General features: G+C 65.8%; 20 protein-coding genes. 4 read left to right on the forward strand and 16 right to left on the reverse strand.

The window, feature by feature from the left end; all coding sequences use genetic code 11:
- Positions 1–29: 29 nt before the first annotated feature.
- The 6 genes from WDM24_RS26775 to WDM24_RS26800 all read right to left on the reverse strand — a co-directional run bounded on the left by WDM24_RS26775 (position 30) and on the right by WDM24_RS26800 (position 5,911).
- Positions 30–758, reverse strand: a complete 729-nt coding sequence (locus WDM24_RS26775; protein WP_338827807.1) for a GntR family transcriptional regulator — start codon at positions 756–758, stop codon at positions 30–32.
- Between the two features lie 75 nt (positions 759–833).
- A complete protein-coding gene (locus tag WDM24_RS26780) occupies positions 834–2,150 on the reverse strand; it encodes an adenylate/guanylate cyclase domain-containing protein (protein WP_338827808.1) in 1,317 nt (438 codons plus the stop codon).
- 127 nt (positions 2,151–2,277) lie between these two features.
- Positions 2,278–3,441, reverse strand: a complete 1,164-nt coding sequence (locus WDM24_RS26785) for an ABC transporter permease (RefSeq protein ID WP_166306205.1) — start codon at positions 3,439–3,441, stop codon at positions 2,278–2,280.
- Between the two features lie 6 nt (positions 3,442–3,447).
- On the reverse strand, positions 3,448–4,407 hold the full coding sequence (locus WDM24_RS26790; protein WP_338827811.1) for an ABC transporter ATP-binding protein: 960 nt from the start codon (positions 4,405–4,407) through the stop codon (positions 3,448–3,450).
- The gene (locus tag WDM24_RS26795; protein WP_338827812.1) at positions 4,404–5,189 is read right to left on the reverse strand and encodes an efflux RND transporter periplasmic adaptor subunit; all 786 of its coding nucleotides are present in this window, start codon (positions 5,187–5,189) and stop codon (positions 4,404–4,406) included. Before WDM24_RS26795 ends, WDM24_RS26790 begins: the two co-directional genes overlap by 4 nt.
- Positions 5,186–5,911: a TetR/AcrR family transcriptional regulator gene (locus tag WDM24_RS26800; RefSeq protein WP_338827814.1), complete on the reverse strand. Its 726-nt coding sequence runs from the start codon at positions 5,909–5,911 to the stop codon at positions 5,186–5,188. Before WDM24_RS26800 ends, WDM24_RS26795 begins: the two co-directional genes overlap by 4 nt.
- Positions 5,912–6,326: 415 nt before the next feature.
- Here WDM24_RS26800 and WDM24_RS26805 point away from each other — a divergent pair, with 415 nt between their 5' ends.
- Positions 6,327–7,079, forward strand: a complete 753-nt coding sequence (locus WDM24_RS26805) for a DUF4239 domain-containing protein (RefSeq protein ID WP_338827816.1) — start codon at positions 6,327–6,329, stop codon at positions 7,077–7,079.
- A gap of 148 nt (positions 7,080–7,227) precedes the next feature.
- Here WDM24_RS26805 and WDM24_RS26810 read toward each other — a convergent pair whose 3' ends face one another.
- Positions 7,228–7,638: a DUF2000 family protein gene (locus WDM24_RS26810; RefSeq protein ID WP_029081602.1), complete on the reverse strand. Its 411-nt coding sequence runs from the start codon at positions 7,636–7,638 to the stop codon at positions 7,228–7,230.
- 154 nt (positions 7,639–7,792) lie between these two features.
- On the opposite strand from WDM24_RS26810, the gene WDM24_RS26815 reads away from it, so the two are divergent.
- Together WDM24_RS26815 and WDM24_RS26820 are read left to right on the forward strand one after the other, a co-directional pair.
- On the forward strand, positions 7,793–8,905 hold the full coding sequence (locus WDM24_RS26815; protein WP_338827817.1) for an alpha/beta hydrolase family protein: 1,113 nt from the start codon (positions 7,793–7,795) through the stop codon (positions 8,903–8,905).
- A gap of 112 nt (positions 8,906–9,017) precedes the next feature.
- On the forward strand, positions 9,018–9,632 hold the full coding sequence (locus WDM24_RS26820; RefSeq protein ID WP_338827819.1) for a tetratricopeptide repeat protein: 615 nt from the start codon (positions 9,018–9,020) through the stop codon (positions 9,630–9,632).
- A 208-nt stretch (positions 9,633–9,840) separates the two neighbouring features.
- Here WDM24_RS26820 and WDM24_RS26825 read toward each other — a convergent pair whose 3' ends face one another.
- From WDM24_RS26825 to WDM24_RS26865, 9 genes are all read right to left on the reverse strand, one after another.
- Positions 9,841–10,191 carry a DUF4189 domain-containing protein gene (locus WDM24_RS26825; protein ID WP_338832451.1) on the reverse strand — a complete coding sequence of 117 codons (351 nt, stop codon included), beginning with the start codon at positions 10,189–10,191 and terminating at the stop codon, positions 9,841–9,843.
- A 312-nt stretch (positions 10,192–10,503) separates the two neighbouring features.
- Positions 10,504–12,108 (reverse strand): molybdopterin-binding/glycosyltransferase family 2 protein, encoded by a 1,605-nt coding sequence (locus WDM24_RS26830; protein WP_338827820.1) that lies wholly within the window; start codon positions 12,106–12,108, stop codon positions 10,504–10,506.
- A complete protein-coding gene (locus WDM24_RS26835) occupies positions 12,105–12,806 on the reverse strand; it encodes an XdhC family protein (protein ID WP_338827822.1) in 702 nt (233 codons plus the stop codon). The genes WDM24_RS26830 and WDM24_RS26835 overlap by 4 nt, the downstream gene beginning before the upstream one ends.
- 2 nt (positions 12,807–12,808) lie before the next feature.
- Positions 12,809–13,132, reverse strand: a complete 324-nt coding sequence (locus WDM24_RS26840; RefSeq protein WP_338827824.1) for an XdhC family protein — start codon at positions 13,130–13,132, stop codon at positions 12,809–12,811.
- A 29-nt stretch (positions 13,133–13,161) separates the two neighbouring features.
- Complete coding sequence (locus tag WDM24_RS26845; protein WP_175619325.1) at positions 13,162–14,364, reverse strand: vWA domain-containing protein; 1,203 nt, start codon at positions 14,362–14,364, stop codon at positions 13,162–13,164.
- A gap of 137 nt (positions 14,365–14,501) precedes the next feature.
- Positions 14,502–15,410: an AAA family ATPase gene (locus WDM24_RS26850; protein ID WP_029081610.1), complete on the reverse strand. Its 909-nt coding sequence runs from the start codon at positions 15,408–15,410 to the stop codon at positions 14,502–14,504.
- Positions 15,411–15,458: 48 nt separating this feature from the next.
- On the reverse strand, positions 15,459–16,265 hold the full coding sequence (locus tag WDM24_RS26855) for an FAD binding domain-containing protein (RefSeq protein WP_166298090.1): 807 nt from the start codon (positions 16,263–16,265) through the stop codon (positions 15,459–15,461).
- Positions 16,266–16,302: 37 nt separating this feature from the next.
- Positions 16,303–16,788 carry a (2Fe-2S)-binding protein gene (locus WDM24_RS26860; protein ID WP_021077804.1) on the reverse strand — a complete coding sequence of 162 codons (486 nt, stop codon included), beginning with the start codon at positions 16,786–16,788 and terminating at the stop codon, positions 16,303–16,305.
- Between the two features lie 168 nt (positions 16,789–16,956).
- The gene (locus WDM24_RS26865) at positions 16,957–17,403 is read right to left on the reverse strand and encodes an SRPBCC family protein (protein WP_016840413.1); all 447 of its coding nucleotides are present in this window, start codon (positions 17,401–17,403) and stop codon (positions 16,957–16,959) included.
- 210 nt (positions 17,404–17,613) lie between these two features.
- Here WDM24_RS26865 and WDM24_RS26870 point away from each other — a divergent pair, with 210 nt between their 5' ends.
- Positions 17,614–18,969, forward strand: a complete 1,356-nt coding sequence (locus tag WDM24_RS26870; RefSeq protein ID WP_338827826.1) for a 3-carboxy-cis,cis-muconate cycloisomerase — start codon at positions 17,614–17,616, stop codon at positions 18,967–18,969.
- Positions 18,970–18,976: the final 7 nt, after the last annotated feature.

Here is an 18,976-nt window from a genome sequence, read left to right on the forward strand (position 1 = left end):
TGTTGTGTTGTTGTGTGTTGTTGCCGCGCTCACCTGATCTCGGCGTGGTAGCGGAAGCGGTCCGCCGGCCCGCGCGAGCGGCGCCATTCGATCGGCCGCCGTTCCAGATCGAAGGCGAGGCGCTCGATCACGATCAGCGGCGCGTTGACCTCGAGCCGCAGCAGGCGCGATTGCATCTCGGTCGCGATCTCGACGGTGAGGACTTCATCGGCCGAGACCACGACCTGGCCGCAGCGGTCCTCGTAGAGCGGATACAGCAAGTCGCCGAACTCGGAAGTCGCGAGCGCAAGGATCGCCTCGAAGCGCGATCTCTGCAGCCAGATCTCCTCGGCCAATAGCGGCACATCGTCGATCAGGCGGAGGCGCGACAGGCTGATGACGGGCTCGCCTGCGGGAATGCGCAGCGCCGACGCCACCGCCGAGGTCGCCGGCATCGCCTTCCGCCGCAGGATGCGGCTCTGCGGCACGCGGCGCTCGCCGCTTTCGGACTGGAAGCGGAAGAAGCGGAACAGCGACGAATTGAACCGCGCCCGCCGCACGAAGGTGCCGCGGCCCTGCTGGCGCTCCAGCACGCCGTCACTGACCAGCTGATCGATCGCCTTGCGCACGGTGCCGATGGCGACGCCGTAATGCGCGCCGAGCTCGGCCTCCGAGGGGATCAGGTCCCCGGGACGCCATTCATTGCGGTTGATGCGCGCGGCGAGATCGTCGCGGAGACGCTGGTAGCGCGGCAGGCGGTCGTCGAGCGGTGAATTCATCTAGTCATCTATATGAATATATGACCAAACGTCAATCACTACTTTTATACCTCCATCTATTTCCGATAGTGGCGCCTACCCCAGCTGCCAGACGGGCACCGGGTGCTCGTAACCCCTGACCGGGATCTCGCCGCGCGAGACGGCGTCCTTGCATTCCTCGCCGAGCGCGTCGCGCACCGCGGACGAGATCAAAAACTGCGAGCCGAGCTCCTTGTTGAGCGCTTCGAGCCGGGCGGCGAAATTCACGGTGTCGCCGATCACGGTGTATTCCTTGCGCCGCGGCGAGCCGATATTGCCGGCCACCACCTCGCCGATATGGATGCCGATCCCGATGCGCAGCGGCCAGCTCGACGCTGCGTTGGACCGTTCATTGGCCGCAAGCATTTCGCGCGCCGCGGCGACCGCCTGATGCGCGGCATCGCCGGCCTCGAACGGTGCGCCGAACAGCGCGAGAAAGCCGTCGCCCAAAAACTTGTTCACGATGCCGCCATGGCGATCGAGGATCTCGACCAGCACGGCAAAGGCGCCGTCGAGCCTGTCAACCACCTCCTGCGGCGAGCGCGTGCGTGCGCCGGCGGTGAAGCTGCGGAAATCGACGAACATCACGGCGACGCGCCGGATGTCGCTCCCGGTCGAGGCGCCTTCCGTCATCAGACGTTCGACCACCTGCGGCGAGACGTGCTGGCCGAACAGGTTGGTGATGCGGTCGCGCGCGGTGGCAGCCATGATGCTGGCGCCGAACTGAAGCCGCAGTTGCCGGCCGACGGCGCCGGCAAGGATGCCCGAGACCAGAATCACGACGCTGCGGGCGGCGTGGTAGAAGAAATCCGGCGCGGGATCGAGCGTTCCCTCGGGGCGATAATACATCGCCATCCAGAACAGCTGCGAGGCCGCGACGAGGCCGGTGAACGCCGACAGCCAGAAATCGAGCCGCAAGGTCGAGGCGATGATGAAAATGAAATAGACCAGCGGAGCGACCCAGCCGAGCGCCGCGACCGGGCCCATACTGTCGATATGCAGCGCAAGCGCGACGGTGGGCATCGACGTCTCGATCAGGGCGCCGACATAGCGCCTGAACACCGGCAGGTCGCGGTCCTGCTTCATGTGCCTGGTGATCGCGCCATGCACCCACAATTCGAACAGGATGAACGGCGCAATGACGGAATAGAGATAGGACGGCTTGAAATTTCCGTGCCATACCCGCACCAACGCCTCGGGAGCAATGAGGTAGATCGTACACGTGATCACCGAGAATCCTGCGGCAATGGCGATCAGCACCTTGATGCGGAGCAGCTCGGTGGTCATCACCTCGCGCATCAGGGCGTGTTGGAAGTCCGTTGCGACGGTCGCGCCGCCCTCCGCGCTGTCCTTATTACCCCAGAACCCGGCCATTTCCCCTCGCCCGTCATTCCGGGGCGCGAAGCGAACCCGGAATCTCGAGATTCCCCGATGCGCAATTGCGCATCTGCGGTTCGCCTCTTCGAGGCGCCCCGGAATGAATTGTCACGTCCATTCTGCCTCAATCCAGCGTGCGGCGGAAGCGCGTCACGGCCACCGTCATGGCGAACAGCATCAGGGCGGCCAGCGCGATGGTGTCGTATTGCAGGTTCTGCATGGCGGCGCCCTTCAGCATGATGGCGCGGACGATGCGGACGAAATGGGTCAGCGGCAGCCCCTCGCCGATATATTGCGCCCAGACCGGCATGCCCGCGAACGGAAACATGAAACCGGACAAAAGGATGCTCGGCAGGAAGAACATCATCGAGAGCTGCATCGCCTGCAGCTGGTTCTGCACGATGGTCGAGAATGTGTAGCCGATCGACAGATTGGTGGTGATGAACAGCGTGGTCAGCAGTGCCAGCAGCGTGAGGCTGCCGAGGATCGGCACGCCGAACAGCACGATGCCGATGGCGATGATCAGCGTGGCCTGGATGAAGCCGACCAGCACATAGGGGATGATCTTGCCGAACATCACCTCGACCGGCTTGATCGGCATCGACAGCAGGCTCTCCATGGTGCCGCGCTCGATCTCCCGTGTCACCGACAGCGCGGTGAAGATCAGCATGGTCATGGTCAGGATGGTCCCGACCAGGCCGGGCACGATGTTGAGGCGCGAGTCCGCCGCCGGGTTGTAGCGGGCATGGGCGCGGATCTCGAACGGCATCTCCGGCGGATCGCCGATGTGCAGGTCGTGCGCCAGCGCCGACTGCACCAGCGGCCCGAGCGCGCCGAGCGCAGAGCCCGACGCCACCGGGTCGGTGGCGTCGGCCGCCACCAGCAGCGCCGGCTTGTCGCCGCGCCGCACCGCGCGCTCGAAGCCGCGCGGGATCTCGACGCCGAACAGCACCTTGCCGGATTGCAAGAGATCGTCGAACTCCGCGACGGTGTGGACCTCGCGGGTGAAATGGAAATAGGCGGTGTTCTGCATGGCCTTCAGGATCGAACGCCCGAGATCGCTGTCCTCCTGGGTCAGCACCGCCGTCGGCAGGTTGCGCGGAGTGGTGTTGATAGCGTAGCCGAACAGCGTCAGCTGCATCACCGGCAGCATGATGATCATGGCGAACGAGACGCGATCGCGGCGAAGCTGGATGAATTCCTTGACCAGCATCGCGTAGCTGCGCCGCCAGAAGCCGAATGCAGGCTCCCTGGTCTCGTCATTGTGGATCGTGTCCGTTGCGCTCATCGGAACCTATCCTTGAAAATTGTCCTTGGAGCGACCCATCAGGTCGATGAAGACGTCTTCGAGTGACGGCTCGCTCGCCTGCCAGCGCCACTTCGGGTTGTCGCGGTAGGGCGCAATGGCGGCCTCGAGCGCGGCCTTGTCGCGGCCGGAGACGTGCAGGCTGGTGCCGAACGGCGCCACCATGTCGACACCGGGCCTGCCGGTGAGCTCGGCCATCAGCCCGTTGAAATCCTCGCCCGTCACCGTCCAGGTCGACAGCGCGGAGGCTGCGATCACCTCGTCCACCGTGCCGTGCGCGAGCAGGTGACCGTAAGCGATATAGGCGATCTCGTGACAGCGCTCGGCCTCGTCCATGTAATGGGTCGAGACCAGCACGGTGAGGCCGTCGGCGGCGAGCGCGTGGATCTCGTTCCAGAAATCGCGCCGCGCCTTGGGATCGACGCCAGCGGTCGGCTCGTCCAGCAGCAGCAATTGCGGATTGGGCAGCGTGCAGGCGCCGAGCGCAAGCCGCTGCTTCCAGCCGCCGGAGAGATTGGCGGCAAGCTGCTCCTCCCGGCCCTTGAGGCCGATGCGCGCGATCATGTCGCGCGCGGCGCCGCGCGCATCCGGCATGCCATAGAGTCGCGCCACGAATTCCAGGTTCTCGCGCACCGACAGATCCTGATACAGGCTGAAGCGCTGCGTCATGTAGCCGACCTTGCGCTTGATCTTGTCGGCATCGCGCCTGATATCGTAGCCGAGGCAGGTGCCCTCGCCGCTGTCGGGCGTCAACAGGCCGCACAGGATGCGGATGGTCGTGGTCTTGCCGCTGCCGTTGGGACCGAGGAAGCCGTAGATCGAGCCGCGCTTGACCTGCATCGACAGGTCATGGACCACCTCGCGCCCGCTGAACGATTTGCTCAGGCCCTTCACATCGATCGCGATGCCGGATGCGTTGGGCCGCGCGCTGGTCGGGCCGCTATTCATCTGCGGTCCGCCAACGGCGTCTTGGGATTGAGGTAAATGCTGATCGGCTGGCCGACGCGCAGCACATCGGGCCGGCTCGGCCGCGCCTGGATCAGATAGACCAGCTTGTTGCGCTCATCGAGGCTGTAGATCACCGGCGGCGTGTACTCCGCCGTGGTGGCGATGAAATAGATTTTTGCAGTGAGATCGGCGGCGCAATTGTCGCAGGTCACTCTCACCTCGTCGCCGAGTGCGAGCTTCGGCAACTCGGCCTCCGGCACGAAGAAGCGCAGCTTCATGTTGCCGGGCGGCATGATCGACAGCACCGGCCGCTGCGCCTGCACCATCTCGCCCTCGCGGAAATAGATCTGCTGGATCGCGCCTGCGATCGGCGCAAAGCCCTTGCGGCGATCGAGCCGCGTCTGCGAGCTCACGACGCGGGCCTCGGCGACACGCAGCGCCGAGAGCGTGGAATCCAGATTGGCCTGGGTGCCGGCACCGGTGCCGCGCAGCGAGGCCGCGCGGTCGTAGCTCTGCTGGGCGTTCGCCAGTGTCGCGTTGTTCTGGTTGAGATCGGCGCGCTGCAGATCGTCGTCGACCGAATAAAGCTGATCGCCGGGCTTGACCTCGTCGCCCTCGCGGACGTTGAGCTTGATCACGCGGCCGGACTCGTCCGGGCTGACGAAGATCATGTCGGCCTCGACCCAGCCCTGGAAGCCGGGATCCCGCTTCTCGTTGCAGCCGGCGAGCGCGGCCGCCAGCGCGGTGACGGCCACAAGCTTCATCATGCGCGACGAGGTCATGTTGTCCTCCGTTCGCCGAAGATCAGATCGAGATGCACCTTGAACATCGCGAGCCCGTCGAGCGGTGCATGCCGGGCAAACAGGCTCTGCCAGATCACCGCAACGATCGCGGGCGCGACGACCAGCTGAGGAAACTGCCCGAGCTCCCGGTGCCTGATCTCGCCGCGCGTGATCGCGAGCTGGACCAGCGCCCGCATGCCGGCCAGGCCCTTCGACACCACCTCGCGGAAGTAGAAATCGGCGATAGCCGGAAAGCGCGGCCCTTCCGAAACAATCAGGCGGATGATGTCGCCGCGGCGGGTCGCCACGACCTCGCGGATGAAGGTCTCGGCAAATCCCTCCACCGCGTCGCGCACGGGACCCTTGATGGTCGGAAGCGCGGTCATGCGGCCGATCAGCGGCACCAGCGCGGTGCGGATCAGCTCCTCGAACATCGATTCCTTGTCCTTGAAGTAGAGGTAGAGCGTGCCCTTGGCGACGCCCGCCCGCTTGGCGACGTCGTCGAGCCGGGTCGCGGCAAAGCCGCGCGCGATGAACTCGTCCATCGCCGCCTCGACGATCGCCGCCCGCCGCTCCGCCGATTTCTCGGCACGGTTCGCGGCCGGCTTCGGCTCGGGCAGCTTGGCCGAGGCCACCTTCGGGACCCTCGCCGCGGCCGCCCGGATGGTGGTCCGGCGCCTGGCAGGCGGGGTGCGGGTCGATGTTTTCGTGCGCTTGGTCATGCTCGTGTTATGACTGACTAGTCAGTCATTGTCAATATGATGGAAGAAGACGTCCCGTGACGTTAAGTGTTCCTACCCGCCGGCAGGTCGTCAGGACGCGCCTGAACCCCATCTCTCGCCGTCATTGTTCGGTGTCATCACCCGCGCATGCGGGTGATCCAGTATTCCAGAGACGTCAGTGCTTCAGTCGAGAGGCCGCGGCGTACCGGATCGCCCGGTCCCGTCTACGCCAAGGCTTCGACGAGGCCACGAATCCCCGGCACGCCGAAGCTTTAGCGAAGGCGGCAAGCCGGGCGATGACAGTGCGGGTGGGGACGCAGTTTTACGTTCTCGCGGGTGCAGCGGGAGCTGATACAAGCGATCGGCGGGGGAAACACCAATGAGCGATTGGTTACACAACCTTTCTGTGCCGTGGATGGCCTTCATCGTCTTCGGCTTCACCTATCTTCTTGCCATTCTTGTTTTCGCAGGCGTTGCGATCCTGTCGACCAAGGCGCGAGCACCGTCATTCAAATCGATCTCGCCCGGCATGTTGCCGGTGCTCGGCATCATCTTCGGCCTGTTTGTCGCCTTCACCGCGGCACAGGTCTGGAATGACAGTGATCGCGCCACCGCGGCGGTGAGCCGCGAAGCCAGTTCGCTGCGGGCAGTCATCCTGCTCGCTGGCGGCTTGCCGCCGGAGCAGGAGGCGCGCTTGCGCGACCTCGTTCGCGACTACGTCGAGGAAACTGTCGCCGTGGAATGGCCGATGATGGCGCGCCAGGCGGCTTCACTCAAGGCGGCACCTCCCGCACTGACCGCGGCGTTGCGGCTTGTCGTATCCATGCCCGCGCAAAGCCCTGGCCAGCAGACGACGCAGCACGAGATCATCACCGCGCTGAATTCGGCGCTTGATGCGCGACGACAACGGATCATCGTCAGTCAGTCGGAAGTCAACTCGGTCAAGTGGTGGTGCCTCTACCTTCAGGCCGTCTGCGAGTTGCTGGTCATTGCCCTTGTTCACTGCGACAATCGGCTGGGATCGGCCATCGCGATGGGACTGTTCGCGACGGGGGTGGCCACATCGGCTCTGCTGATTGCCGCGCATGATCGGCCATTCACGGGTCAGATATCGATTGCGCCGACGCCGTTGCTGCAAATCATGCCCGACAAGGAGGCGAGCCGATAATCGCCGGCCTGCACCGGTAGATCCGTAGGATGGAGCGGCTTGTTCGCCGTAGCTCGCAGAGCGAAGGCGGAAGCGATACCCATCATTCGCGCCGCGGACATGATTGATGGGTTTCGCTACGCTCTACCGATGCTACGCCCGCAGCCCGCTACGTGTGAAACTTCAGCCCGTCGAGGATCTTGTCGACCACCTTGCGCTCGGCGCGAAAGGCAAGGCCGACCAGGTTGAGTTCGGTGCGCGCGACCGCCTTCACCACCTCGCGGTTGGCGGCATCATGCGTGGTCCTGAACATGTCCTCGGTGTAGAGCGCCGGCCGCACGTCGCGCGCCAGCGCGCGCTCCAGCGCTCGCGACAGCTGCGCACGGTCGGCGCCGTAGATCAGGATCGGCTGGCCGATCAGGGAGAGATATCTGGTCCCCGAGCCGTCCTCGTAATTGTCGCCGATACATTCGGGAAACGAAGCCGCGATGCCACCGGCCAGAAAGGACGCCACGTTGAGCTTCTGCCAGACTTCCAGGTCGGTGCGGATCACGACCGCGATCTTGGTGTCGAACTGCATCGTGGGAGTTTAGCGGCAACACGCCGGTTCAGACCAGTCCCGGCGATGCAAACCTTGCCTTCATATTCGCAGCAGCCGGACGCTGCTTTCTCCTCGCTGCATCGCGCGGCTCCATGATAAGGCTCGCTCGCGGCCCCTGCCCTGAGGGTTTGACATGCGAATTTTGCTCGCGCTGCTGCTGTCGTTCGTCACCGTCGCGCATGCCGAGGACCGCGGCCTGCTGCCCGGCCTGATCGCCGCGCCGCTGCTGTTGCCCGTCAACATCTCCGGCAAGGACCTGACGCTCGACGCTTACGTCATTCGCCCGGATCGGCCCGGCCGGTTTCCGCTGGTGATCATGACGCATGGCACGCCGAGCGGCGGCGAAGGCTTCTTCGATAAGATCACACGACGCACGCCGATCAGCTTCAACCTCGCCGCTGTCGCACTGGCACAGCGCGGCTACGCGACGCTCTCCATCATGCGCCGCGGCTTCGGACGATCGGGCGGCGGCTATTCGGAGGGACTGCCGGCGCCCTGTGACTACACTTCAGGGGTGCGCATCGGCGCCGACGATGTCATCGCGGCGATCTCAGCGGTGCGCAACGAGCCCTGGGTCGACGGCGATCACATCCTGCTGCTCGGACACTCCACCGGCGGGCTGACCATGCTCGCCGCCGCTGAGCGCAATCCGGCCGGGGTCGTGGGTATCGTGAACTTTGACGGCGGTTACCACTCAACGGTCAAGCCAGGCGAACCTTGTGCGCCTGAGCGTCTCGTCGAAACCGTGGCGGCGCTCAGCCGCGCTGTGCGCGTGCCCGCGCTCTGGCTCTATGCCGAAAACGACCAGTTTTACGGTCCCGATCTGGCGCGCCAGATGTTCGCCGCCTACACGGCCGGCGGCGCGCCGGCCCGACTGCAGATATTGCCGCCCTTTGGCAAAAACGGCCACGACCTCGTCACCGAGGGCGCGGCCAGCAGATGGCTGCCGATCGTCGAGCCGTTCCTGGCCGAACTGAAGCTGCCGAGCGCGGTTGCGATCGATCTGCCGGAGCCCGCCGCGCTTCCTGCACCGCCCGGTCTTTCGCCGGACTGCCAGAAGATGTTTGCCCGCTACACCAGCTATCGCAGCGATGCCAAGGCCTTTGCCGTCGACGACAAGGGCGGCTGCGGCTCCAGCAACGGCCGGACGGTCGCCGAAGCGCGCGACAATGCCATCGCGGAGTGCTCCAACAAGGACAGCGCGTGCCATGTCTATGCCGTTGGACAGCACGTTGGCGAGAACTGAACGGCGCTGGATGCTCCAGCACCAAATCCCTGAACCTGCCTTTCCCCGCCCGCGACAAACGGGCGGGCATGCGGCTTCGCGATGCCCGAACCTTGTCATTCGGACCTCATCGATGGCGAAACGCCGTTCGTCAAAGTCTTCCGCCTGGATGATCGGCGCCGCCCTCGCCCTGACTTGGCCAGCGGCGCATGCGCGCGCTGAGACCGCGCTGGATACGAGATGCACCGGAAAGCCTGACGTCGCTTGGGACGTGCAAGTCGCGGGATGTACCGAGGCAATCACGTCAGGCAAGTTCACCGGCAAGGATCTCGCAAAAGCCCTCACCTCCCGCGCCCAGGCCTATGCGCAGACCGGCGATCTCGACCGCAGCCTCGCCGATATCGAACAGGTGATCCGGCTCGATCCGAGCGATGCCTTTGCGGTCGGGGCGCGCGGCGACATCTATCTGGTGCGGAAGGATTACGACCATGCGCTGGCCGACTACAGCAAGGCGGCCGCGCTCGCGCCCGACTTCGATCTCGCCTTGATCGGCCGTGGCATCGTGTTTCTCGCAACCGGCAAATACGACAATGCGGTCGACGAATTCGATTCAGCGCTCCGGCTGCAACCGGCCTCCGCCGCGGCGCTGTACTGGCGCGGCATCACCAAACGCCAGCAGGGCGATGTTGCGGCCGGCGAGGCAGACATCACTGCGGCGAAAAAGATCGACCCGCATGTCGACCGCTAGAACGCGATGAGTCGGGTCGAATAGCGACCGCGACGGGGCTGCGCTCCCTCTCCCCGTTCTTTACGGGGAGAGGGTCGGGGTGAGGGGCTGTCTCCGCGCATTCGGTGATGGCTGCGTTTGCGGAGACTCCCCCTCACCCGGAACGCATCCAGCGATGCGTTCCGACCTCTCCCCGCACGCGGGGCGAGGTGAAGCGGAGTCCGTTGGTCTAGCCCTTGGCGTCGCAAGCCCAGGCGCGGATCACGCATTCCTTGCCGCCATAGTCGTAGCATTTCTTGGTGGCGGCATTCAGCGAGCTCGAGATCTTCGGCGCCACCGCATAGCCGTGCGCGCCGCAGGGATTTTTCATGTCGATCGCGAGCGCGGTACAGGCGCGCTTCATGGTCACGCTGGTGCAGTCGCCCTTGCACTGCTTCAGCGCCGCGGCACGCGCCGCGCCCTCCGCCGGATAGTCATAGGCCTGGCCATAGGCACCGCATTTGCCGACCGCGAACGCGCCGGCCGCGTGAGCCTTGGGGACAATATTGTCCACGGTGAAACGCGTGGCGCCAATCAGCAATGTCAGGACAAGAATCGTCAGCGCGCGACGCTGCGCGGCGGCGGTCGAAATGATCAAGCGGAAATCCCCCAGAACCCGGCGCGGACTGTACGCGGGGGTCGTTTCCAGATGGTGAATGACGGGTTGATGGCGCAACTGCAACCACGCGTCGTCCCGGCCTAGTGCGCAATTGCGCACGGGGGGCCGGGACCCACAAATGCAGATTGTCTTGCGAGGCTGGGGCCGCTTCCCCGGCGACAACAACGTTCGGTGGTAATGGGTCCCGGCCCCCGTGCGCAATTGCGCACTAGGCCGGGACGACGGCGGATGGAGCTATCCCCGCCTTGCCGCTTCCAGCGCCTGCGGCGTATCGATGTCGAGGAAGGCGCTGTTGCCTTCGACCGGGACCTCGGCGACCACCTCGGCATGCTTGGCGATCAGATGACGGGCGCCGATGTCGCCGTCGAGCGTCATCAATTCCCTGAAGAAGCGCCGCGACCACAGTACCGGATTGCCGCGGCGGCCTTCGCTGACCGGGACCGCGATCAGATGGCCGCGGTCGGGCTCGAAGGTCTCGATCAAACGGTCGACCAGCTGCGCATCGATCAGCGGCATGTCGCCGAGGCAGACGATCGCGCCGTCGGCGGCGTCGGAGACCGCCGCGATGCCCGCCTTCACCGAACTGGCGAGGCCACCGGCGAAATCCGGATTGCGGATGAACTTCACCTTGAGGTCCGCCAGCGCCTGCTCGACCAGATCGGCCTGATGTCCGGTGACGACGATCACCTCCGAGGCCTTCGAGGCCAGCGCCTGCTCGGCGACGATGCGCACGAGCTTCTTGCCGTCGAGCTCAGCGAGCAGCTTGTTCGGGCCGCCCATCCGGGTCGAACGTCCCGCCGCGAGCACGATGGCCGCGACGTTGCGGTTGCCTTCGATGTCCGGCACGGTGCGCGGCTGCGGCCGCGTCACGATCTCCATCAGAAGTCCGCCGACGCCCATGCCGGTGAGATCCGATCGCGTCACCTTGATGCCGGCGAGCAGCCGCATCAGCACCCAGTCAAAGCCGTTCTCGACCGGCGAGCGCGCGCAGCCCGGCGCACCGAGCACCGGCACGCCGCCGGCGCTGCCGATCAACAGCAGATTGCCGGGATCGACCGGCATGCCGAAATGCTCGATCGCGCCGCCGATCTCGGTGATCGCGGCGGGAATCACGTCGCGGCGGTCGGCGATCGCCGATGCCCCGAACACGATGACGAGCTCGGCGCCCAGGCCGAGCAATTCCTTGATCGCGGCCGCCAGCACGGTCTCGTCATGCGGCACGCGGCGCTCGGCAATGATCGTGGCACCGGCGGGCGCGAGCCGCTCGGCGGTGACGCGCAGCGTCTTGTCGATCACCTTCGGCGCGAGGCCCGGCAGCAGCGTCGAGACCACGCCGACCTTTTTGATCACATAGGGCGCGATCCGCAACGTGTCCTTGCCGGCGACCGCGACGGCCGCGTCGCGCAGCCGTCCCTCGACGCCGAACGGGATCAGCTTGACGGTCGCGATCATCTCGCCTTCGACCACCGGCTTATACGCCGCGAGCGTTGCGAAGGTGATGGCCTCGTCGACGCCATTGATGCGATCGACGGCGGCGCGGTCGACCACCAGTACGCCGGGGCGCGCCGCGAACAGATTGGCGCGGCCGGTGAAGGCGCGCTCGACATTGACGCCCTCGCCCGCCACCGCCTGCGCGATGCTGGCGGCCGCGACGTCCTCGGAGACGTCGCCGTCCTCCAGCCGCACCACCACGACGTCCTTGACGCCGGCTTTGGTCAGCGCCTCGACCTCCGCCTCGCCGATCGTGGTGCCCTTCTTGAGCACCAGCGCGCCCTGGCGGAGCGTATGCACGGTGACGCCGCCAATCGCGTCGGCCGGACTGGCGGGACCGAACTTCATGCCGCTTCTTCTTTTTCTTTTGGAGGCAGACGCAGCTGCGCGGTGATCTCGGCCATGATCGCAACCGCGATCTCGGACGGCGACACCGCGCCGATGTCGAGGCCGATCGGCGCGTGGATGCGCGCGATGTCGCTGTCCTTGGCGCCCTGCGCCCGCAGCCGCTCGGCGCGCTTGGCGTGCGTCTTCCGCGAGCCGAGTGCGCCGATATAGAAGCAGTCGCGATCGAAGGCGTGCAGCAGCGCCGGATCGTCGATCTTGGGATCATGCGTCACCGCGACGAACGCCGTATAGTGATCGACGTTGAGCGGCGGCAGCGCGACGTCGGGCCATTCGGCGACCAGCGGCACGTCGGGGAAACGCTCGGGGCTCGCAAACGCGGTGCGCGGATCGACCACCGTCACGTCATAGTCGAGCGAGCGCGCCAGCGGCACCAGCGCCTGGCTGATATGGACCGCGCCGATGATCACGAGTTTTGCCGTCGGCGCGTAGACGTTGAGGAACAGCTTCTTGCCGGCGACCTCGGCATTGCCGCTCTTGCCCATCCTGAGTTGCTTGGCGAGCTCGGCGCGTAGCGGATCGGCCGCGATGTCCTTGGCCTTCACCAGGCGCTGCTCGCCATTGGCGGTGTCGGTGACGATGATGACCGGGCGGCGCGCGGCGCGCTCGGCGTTGAGCTCTTTCAGGACCTCGAGTTTCACGGCTAACCGACCTTCTCGACAAACACGCGGATGGTGCCGCCGCAGGACAGGCCGACATTCCAGGCCGTCTCGTCGGCAACGCCGAATTCGAGCATTTTTGGCTGGCCGCTTGCGATCACGTCGAGCGCCTCGGTGACCACGGCGCCCTCGACGCAGCCGCCGGAGACTGAGCCCAGAAACGTGCCGACGTCATTGATGACGAGGCTCGAGCCTGCCGGGCGAGGCGCCGAGCCCCAGGTCTCGACCACGGTGGCGAGCGCCACGCCGTGGCCCTGTTTCTGCCAGGTCTCGGCGGCCTGCAGGATGTCTTCGTCGCGGTTCAGCATGGTGGCCTCCTGCCTATCAGTCAGGCTTCTTAGGCTACGGAACGGATCAGGCTGCGGTGGTGCGCCGGCGGCGGCGACGACAGCGCCCCGATCAAGCCCTTGATGGACGTCAAGTTATGCACCGGGCGAAATTCGTCAACGTGGGGCAACATCATTTTGATGCCCTGCGCCTTGGCCTCGAAGCCGGAATAGCGCAGCAGCGGATTGAGCCAGATCAGGCGGCGGCAGGAGCGGTGCAATCGGTCCATCTCGAAGGCCAGTTTGGCATCGGCCTCCCGTTCTAGTCCATCAGATATAAGGAGTACGATGGCGCCCTGCCCGAGCACCCGACGGGCCCAGAGCTGGTTGAAGGTGTGCAGCGAGGTCGCGATCCGGGTGCCGCCGGCCCAGTCCTCGACCGAGGACGAGCAGCTCGCCAGCGCCTCGTCGGGGTCACGCGCCCGTAACGCGCGCGTCACATTGGTCAGGCGGGTGCCGAACAGGAACACCGAGACCCGCTTGCGGGCGTCGGTGATGGCATGCAGGAAGTGCAGGAACAGGCGGGTGTACTCGCTCATCGAGCCCGAGATATCGAGCAGCGCCACGATCGGCGCCGGCTTCTCGATCCGGCCCAGCTTTCTGATGTCGATGATCTCGCCGCCGGTGCGCAGCGAGTTGCGCACGGTGCGGCGCATGTCGAGCCGCAGCCCCCGCGCGTCCGGCTGGTAGCGGCGGGTGACGAGCTCGGCCTGCGGCAGCCGCATCTTGGCGATCTCTCTGACGACCTCGGCGATCTCGGCCGCGGTCATCTGCGCAAAATCCTTCTTCTGCAGCACCTCCTTGTCGGAGACCGAGAGTTTCAGCTCCTGCTCCTGGGCCTGCGGCCGCTCCTCGTGCCGCGCCGGTTGCGCTAATGCCTCCTGGACGCGGCGCGAGGCCGGCGGCGGCTTCTTTTTGGCGTGATCCGGCAGCGGCACCGAATCCAGCATGCTCTTCCACTCCTCGGCGGCGCGGAAGAACAGCGCAAAGGCCTGGCGGAAGATCAGCGCATGCTCGTGGCGCTTGACGAAGATCGCTTCCAGCGTGGCGTAGAAATCGCCGCGGTGGCCGACCTCGATTAGCTGCAGCGCGTCGAGCGCATCGATCACCGAACCCGGCCCGACCGGGAGCCCGGCCGCCCGCAGCGCGCGGGCAAAGCCGACTACGTTGTCGGCCATGTGGCCGGTCGGAGGCGCGAGGTGGTTGATCGCCATCGTAATCCATTTCCCGTCGTTCGGGGGCACGCGCAGCGTGAACCTCAGGTGCGCAATTGCGCACCGGGGAACCTCGAGATTCCGGGTTCGATGCTTCGCATCGCCCCGGAATGACGGGCGTTGTTATGACGCGAGCCTTACGTCTCGCTCGTCGCTTCCTTCAATGTCTTCTGCAACGCATCGCCCTGCATCCGCGCGATGTCGTCCTGGTATTTGAGCAGCGCGCCCAGCGTGTCGCCGACCACCTGCGGCGTCAACGAGCGCGCGTCGAGCTCGGACAGCGCGGTGGCCCAGTCGATGGTCTCGGCCACGCCCGGCGACTTGTAGAAATCCTGGTTGCGCAGCGCCTGCACGAAGCGGACGACCTGCTGCGACAGCTTTGCGGAGATTCCCGGTACCCGCGACTTGACGATCGCGAGCTCGCGCTCGGCGATCGGATAGTCCACCCAGTGATAGAGGCAGCGGCGCTTCAGCGCGTCGTGGATCTCGCGGGTGCGGTTCGAGGTGATGATCACGATCGGCGGCGCCGGCGCCTTCACGGTGCCGAGCTCCGGGATGGTCACCTGGAAGTCGCTGAGGATTTCCAGCAGATACGCCTCGAACGCCTCGTCGGCGCGGTCGAGCTCGTCGATCAGCAGCACCGGGGGACCCGCGACGTCGGGCTCGAGCGCCTGCAACAGCGGCCGCTTGATCAGGAAACGCTCGGCGAAGATGTCGCTCGCGAGCTGGTCGCGATCGGTGTCCCCTGAGGCTTCCGCCAGGCGGATCGCGATCATCTGCGCCGCGCTGCTCCACTCGTAGACGGCGGAGGCGACGTCGAGGCCCTCATAGCATTGCAGGCGGATCAGCTTGCGCCCGAGCGCCGCCGACAGGACCTTTGCGATCTCGGTCTTGCCGACGCCGGCCTCGCCTTCGAGGAACAGCGGCCGGCCCATGCGCAGCGCCAGATAGGTCACGGTCGCAAGCGACCGTTCGGCGAGGTAGCCGCGCGACGTCAACAGCTCCTCGAGCGCATCGACGGAAGTGGGTAACGCCGATGCACTCATGGAACAGCCAGTCTTCGAACAGGGGTTAGCAGTGTCACGCCTTGGTACTTAGCCCTTGGCGGTCGCGGCTTCCACCGCCCTGCGCGCCAAGACGCCGATCAGATGCGCGCGGTATTCCGCACTGCCGTGCAGGTCGCTGTTGAGCCCATCGGCCGGAACCGGGATGCCGTCGAGCACCTTGTGCGAGAACCGCTTCTTCAAGGCGTCCTCGAACGCGGTAACGCGGAACACGCCGTCGGAGCCTGCGCCTGTGACCGCGACGCGGACATCGGACGGACGCTTGGCGACGAACACACCGACCAGCGCGTAACGCGAGGCCTGGTTGCGGAATTTCACATAGGCCGCCTTCTTCGGCAGCGGGAACATCACCTTGGTGATGATCTCGTCAGCCTCGAGCGCGGTCGAGAACAGGCCCTGGAAATACTCCTCGGCCTTGAGGCGACGCTTGTTGGTGACGATGGTCGCACCCAGCGCCAGCACCGCAGCCGGATAGTCGGCGGTCGGGTCGTTGTTGGCGAGCGAGCCGCCGATGGTGCCGCGGTGGCGCACGGCGGGATCGCCGATCATGCCGGCAAGCTCCGCCAGCGCCGGGATCGCCTCGCCCACGATCGCGGAGTTCGCGACCTCGGCGTGCTTTGCGGTGGCGCCGATCACCAGCGAGCGGCCCTTCATCTCGATGGTGTCGAGACCTTCGATATGGGAGAGGTCGACCAGATGCGGCGGGCTGGCGAGCCGCTGCTTCATCACCGGCACCAGCGTGTGACCGCCGGCGATCAGCTTGGCGTCCTCGTTCTTCACCAGCAGGTTGGCGGCCTGCCGCACGGTGCCGGGACGATGATATTTGAATTCGTACATTGGAATGTCCTGATCGCTTGTCGCGACGAATTGCTGATTAGGCGAGGTCCGACTTCGCCATCGCCTTGGCGCCGGCGGCGATCGAAGCGACGATGTTCTGGTAGCCGGTGCAGCGGCACAGATTGCCTTCCAGCTCCTCGCGGATCACCTCGTCGGAGAGGTCGTGGCCCTTGCGATGGACGAGGTCGACGGCGGTCATGATCATGCCCGGCGTGCAGAAGCCGCACTGCAGGCCGTGATGCTCGCGGAAGGCCTCCTGCATCGGATGCAGCGGCGCGCCGTCGGCCGCCAGCCCCTCGATGGTCTTGACTTCATGACCATCGGCCATCACCGCAAGCGTCGTGCAGGACTTCACCGCCTTGCCGTCCAGATGCACGACGCAGGCGCCGCACTGCGAGGTGTCGCAGCCGACATGGGTACCTGTCAGCCGCAGATTTTCGCGCAGAAACTGGACCAGAAGGGTACGGGGGTCGACGTTCGCGTTCACGGGGTTGCCGTTCACGATCATTGAAATCTTGGCCATCAGCACTCTCTTATCTGCCCCACCGCATATCGGCGAAGCAGGCGGTTTATAATCATTCCAAACGGCATAATATGGGCGCGTCCCGCGATGGGCAACCGTTCGAGCCACCCATCCAGGACATAGCGGGAAGGCATGGCCGGACCCTAATCATCCAGCCGAAAGGCGGAGCTAACCCTGCACGGCTTTGGCGAAATTTGCAAAGAATTCGTCCGCCAGCTTCTTGGCGGCGCCGTTGATCAGGCGCTGGCCGAGCTGGGCGAGCTTGCCGCCGATCTGCGCCTCCACGTTGTAGCTCAGAAGCGTGCCGCCATCCTTGTCGGCAAGGCCGACGGTGGCGCCGCCCTTGGCGAAGCCGGCGACCCCGCCCTCGCCTTCGCCTGAAATCTTGTAGCCGTTCGGCGGATCGAGGTCGCTCAAGGTGACCTTGCCCTTGAAGCGGGCGGAGACCGGGCCGACCTTCATCTTGGCGGTGGCGCGGAAGCCGCCCTCGTCGGTCTTCTCCAGTTCTTCACAGCCGGGAATGCAGGCCTTCAGCACCTCGGGATCGTTGAGCTTGTCCCACACAGCCTGGCGCGGCGCCGCAAGCTGGACTTCGCCGGTCATTGTCATGGCCATTGGGGACCTCCTCGATCGCTAGAACCTTTTCCCCCCAAGTAAAGCAGCCGGGGCGCAAAGGAAAGGGCACCTTCGGAGGATGAGCGATGCATATTCGCACCGCAGCAAGACCCGTCCGCCGTTCACAAAATCGCGCGATCCGCGCTGTTGAAAATAGCGGCAGCGGCGGGGCATTGGCAGGAGCGCGCGACAGTGGTTAGGTCGCGCGCCATGAGCACAGCCCTCTCCCCCCTGCTTGCGCCGATGCTGTCGAGCGCCGCGATGCGCGCGCTATGCGACGATGCCGCCGCCCTGCAGAACATGCTGGATTTCGAGGCCGCGCTGGCCCGAGCCGAGGTGGCCTGCGGCGTGATTCCTGCCGTTGCGGCCGGCCCGATCGCCGCCGCCTGCAAGGCCGAATCATTCGACCTCGCCCCGCTGGCCGACGCCGCGACGCGGTCGGGCAATCTGGCGATCCCGCTGGTGAAGGCCCTGACCGCCAACGTCGCCAAGAAGGATGCCGAGGCGGCGCGCTATGTGCATTGGGGTGCGACCAGCCAGGACGTCATCGACACCGCGACGATGCTGTCGTTGCGTGCCGGCATCGATGCGCTGCTCGCCGACCTCGACCGCGCCGTTGCCGGTTTTGCCAGGCTTGCGCGCGCCCATCGCAATACCGCGGTGGTGGCGCGGACCTGGCTGCAGCACGCGCTGCCGATGCCGTTTGGACTCAAGCTCGCCGAATATGCCGCGGCCCTGCATCGCTCCCGCAAGCGGCTGCAACGGCTGCGCCGCGAGGCGCTGGCGCTGCAATTCGGCGGTGCCGCCGGCACGCTCGCCGCACTCGGCGACAAGGGTCTGGCGGTCGCCGCGCAGCTTGCCAGGGAGTTGGACCTGCCGCTGCCGGATGCGCCCTGGCACACCCATCGCGACCGCATCGCGGAGGCCGCGTCGGTGTTCGCCATCCTCGCCGGCAGCTGCGGCAAGATCGCGCGCGACGTCTCGCTGATGATGCAGACCGATGTCGGCGAGGCTTTCGAGCCGGCAGGCGCCGGCCGCGGCGGCTCTTCCACCATGCCGCACAAGCGCAATCCCGTCGCTGCTGCGAGCGCGCTGGGCGCCGCGACCATGGCGCCGAACCTCGCCGCCACGATCTTTGCCGCGCAGGTACAGGATCACGAGCGCAGCGCCGGCCCGTGGCATGCGGAATGGCCGACATTGCCTAGCCTGATGCTAGTGACGTCAGGCGCGCTCGCCGCGATCGTCGATCTCGCCGAAGGGCTCGAGGTCGATGCGGCGCGCATGCGCGCCAATCTGGAGACGACCGGCGGGCTGATCATGGCGGAAGCGGTCGCGATGGCGCTGGCCGAGACGATCGGCAAAAGCGACGCCCATCATCTGGTCGAGGCCGCCAGCAAGAAAGCGGTCGCGGAGAACAAGCATCTACGCGACGTGCTGTCATCAGATGCAAAGGTCACCGCGCATCTCGACGCCAAGCGAATCGCAGAACTGTTCGAGCCGATGGCCTATCAGGGCTCTTCGCAAGCGCTGATCGACCGGCTGTTGGCGTCACTCAACGAGACATAGAAGCCGG

This window comes from Bradyrhizobium sp. 27S5 (assembly GCF_037217225.1).
Classification (GTDB): Bacteria; Pseudomonadota; Alphaproteobacteria; order Rhizobiales; family Xanthobacteraceae; genus Bradyrhizobium; species Bradyrhizobium septentrionale.

Coding starts and splice junctions, on each gene's coding strand:
- WDM24_RS26775 (WP_338827807.1), bottom strand. CDS start 758: ATGAATTCACCGCTCGACGACCGCCTGCCGCGCTACCAGCGTCTCCGC.
- WDM24_RS26780 (WP_338827808.1), bottom strand. CDS start 2,150: ATGGCCGGGTTCTGGGGTAATAAGGACAGCGCGGAGGGCGGCGCGACC.
- WDM24_RS26785 (WP_166306205.1), bottom strand. CDS start 3,441: ATGAGCGCAACGGACACGATCCACAATGACGAGACCAGGGAGCCTGCA.
- WDM24_RS26790 (WP_338827811.1), bottom strand. CDS start 4,407: ATGAATAGCGGCCCGACCAGCGCGCGGCCCAACGCATCCGGCATCGCG.
- WDM24_RS26795 (WP_338827812.1), bottom strand. CDS start 5,189: ATGACCTCGTCGCGCATGATGAAGCTTGTGGCCGTCACCGCGCTGGCG.
- WDM24_RS26800 (WP_338827814.1), bottom strand. CDS start 5,911: ATGACCAAGCGCACGAAAACATCGACCCGCACCCCGCCTGCCAGGCGC.
- WDM24_RS26805 (WP_338827816.1), top strand. CDS start 6,327: ATGGCCTTCATCGTCTTCGGCTTCACCTATCTTCTTGCCATTCTTGTT.
- WDM24_RS26810 (WP_029081602.1), bottom strand. CDS start 7,638: ATGCAGTTCGACACCAAGATCGCGGTCGTGATCCGCACCGACCTGGAA.
- WDM24_RS26815 (WP_338827817.1), top strand. CDS start 7,793: ATGCGAATTTTGCTCGCGCTGCTGCTGTCGTTCGTCACCGTCGCGCAT.
- WDM24_RS26820 (WP_338827819.1), top strand. CDS start 9,018: ATGGCGAAACGCCGTTCGTCAAAGTCTTCCGCCTGGATGATCGGCGCC.
- WDM24_RS26830 (WP_338827820.1), bottom strand. CDS start 12,108: ATGAAGTTCGGTCCCGCCAGTCCGGCCGACGCGATTGGCGGCGTCACC.
- WDM24_RS26840 (WP_338827824.1), bottom strand. CDS start 13,132: ATGCTGAACCGCGACGAAGACATCCTGCAGGCCGCCGAGACCTGGCAG.
- WDM24_RS26845 (WP_175619325.1), bottom strand. CDS start 14,364: ATGGCGATCAACCACCTCGCGCCTCCGACCGGCCACATGGCCGACAAC.
- WDM24_RS26850 (WP_029081610.1), bottom strand. CDS start 15,410: ATGAGTGCATCGGCGTTACCCACTTCCGTCGATGCGCTCGAGGAGCTG.
- WDM24_RS26855 (WP_166298090.1), bottom strand. CDS start 16,265: ATGTACGAATTCAAATATCATCGTCCCGGCACCGTGCGGCAGGCCGCC.
- WDM24_RS26860 (WP_021077804.1), bottom strand. CDS start 16,788: ATGGCCAAGATTTCAATGATCGTGAACGGCAACCCCGTGAACGCGAAC.
- WDM24_RS26865 (WP_016840413.1), bottom strand. CDS start 17,403: ATGGCCATGACAATGACCGGCGAAGTCCAGCTTGCGGCGCCGCGCCAG.
- WDM24_RS26870 (WP_338827826.1), top strand. CDS start 17,614: ATGAGCACAGCCCTCTCCCCCCTGCTTGCGCCGATGCTGTCGAGCGCC.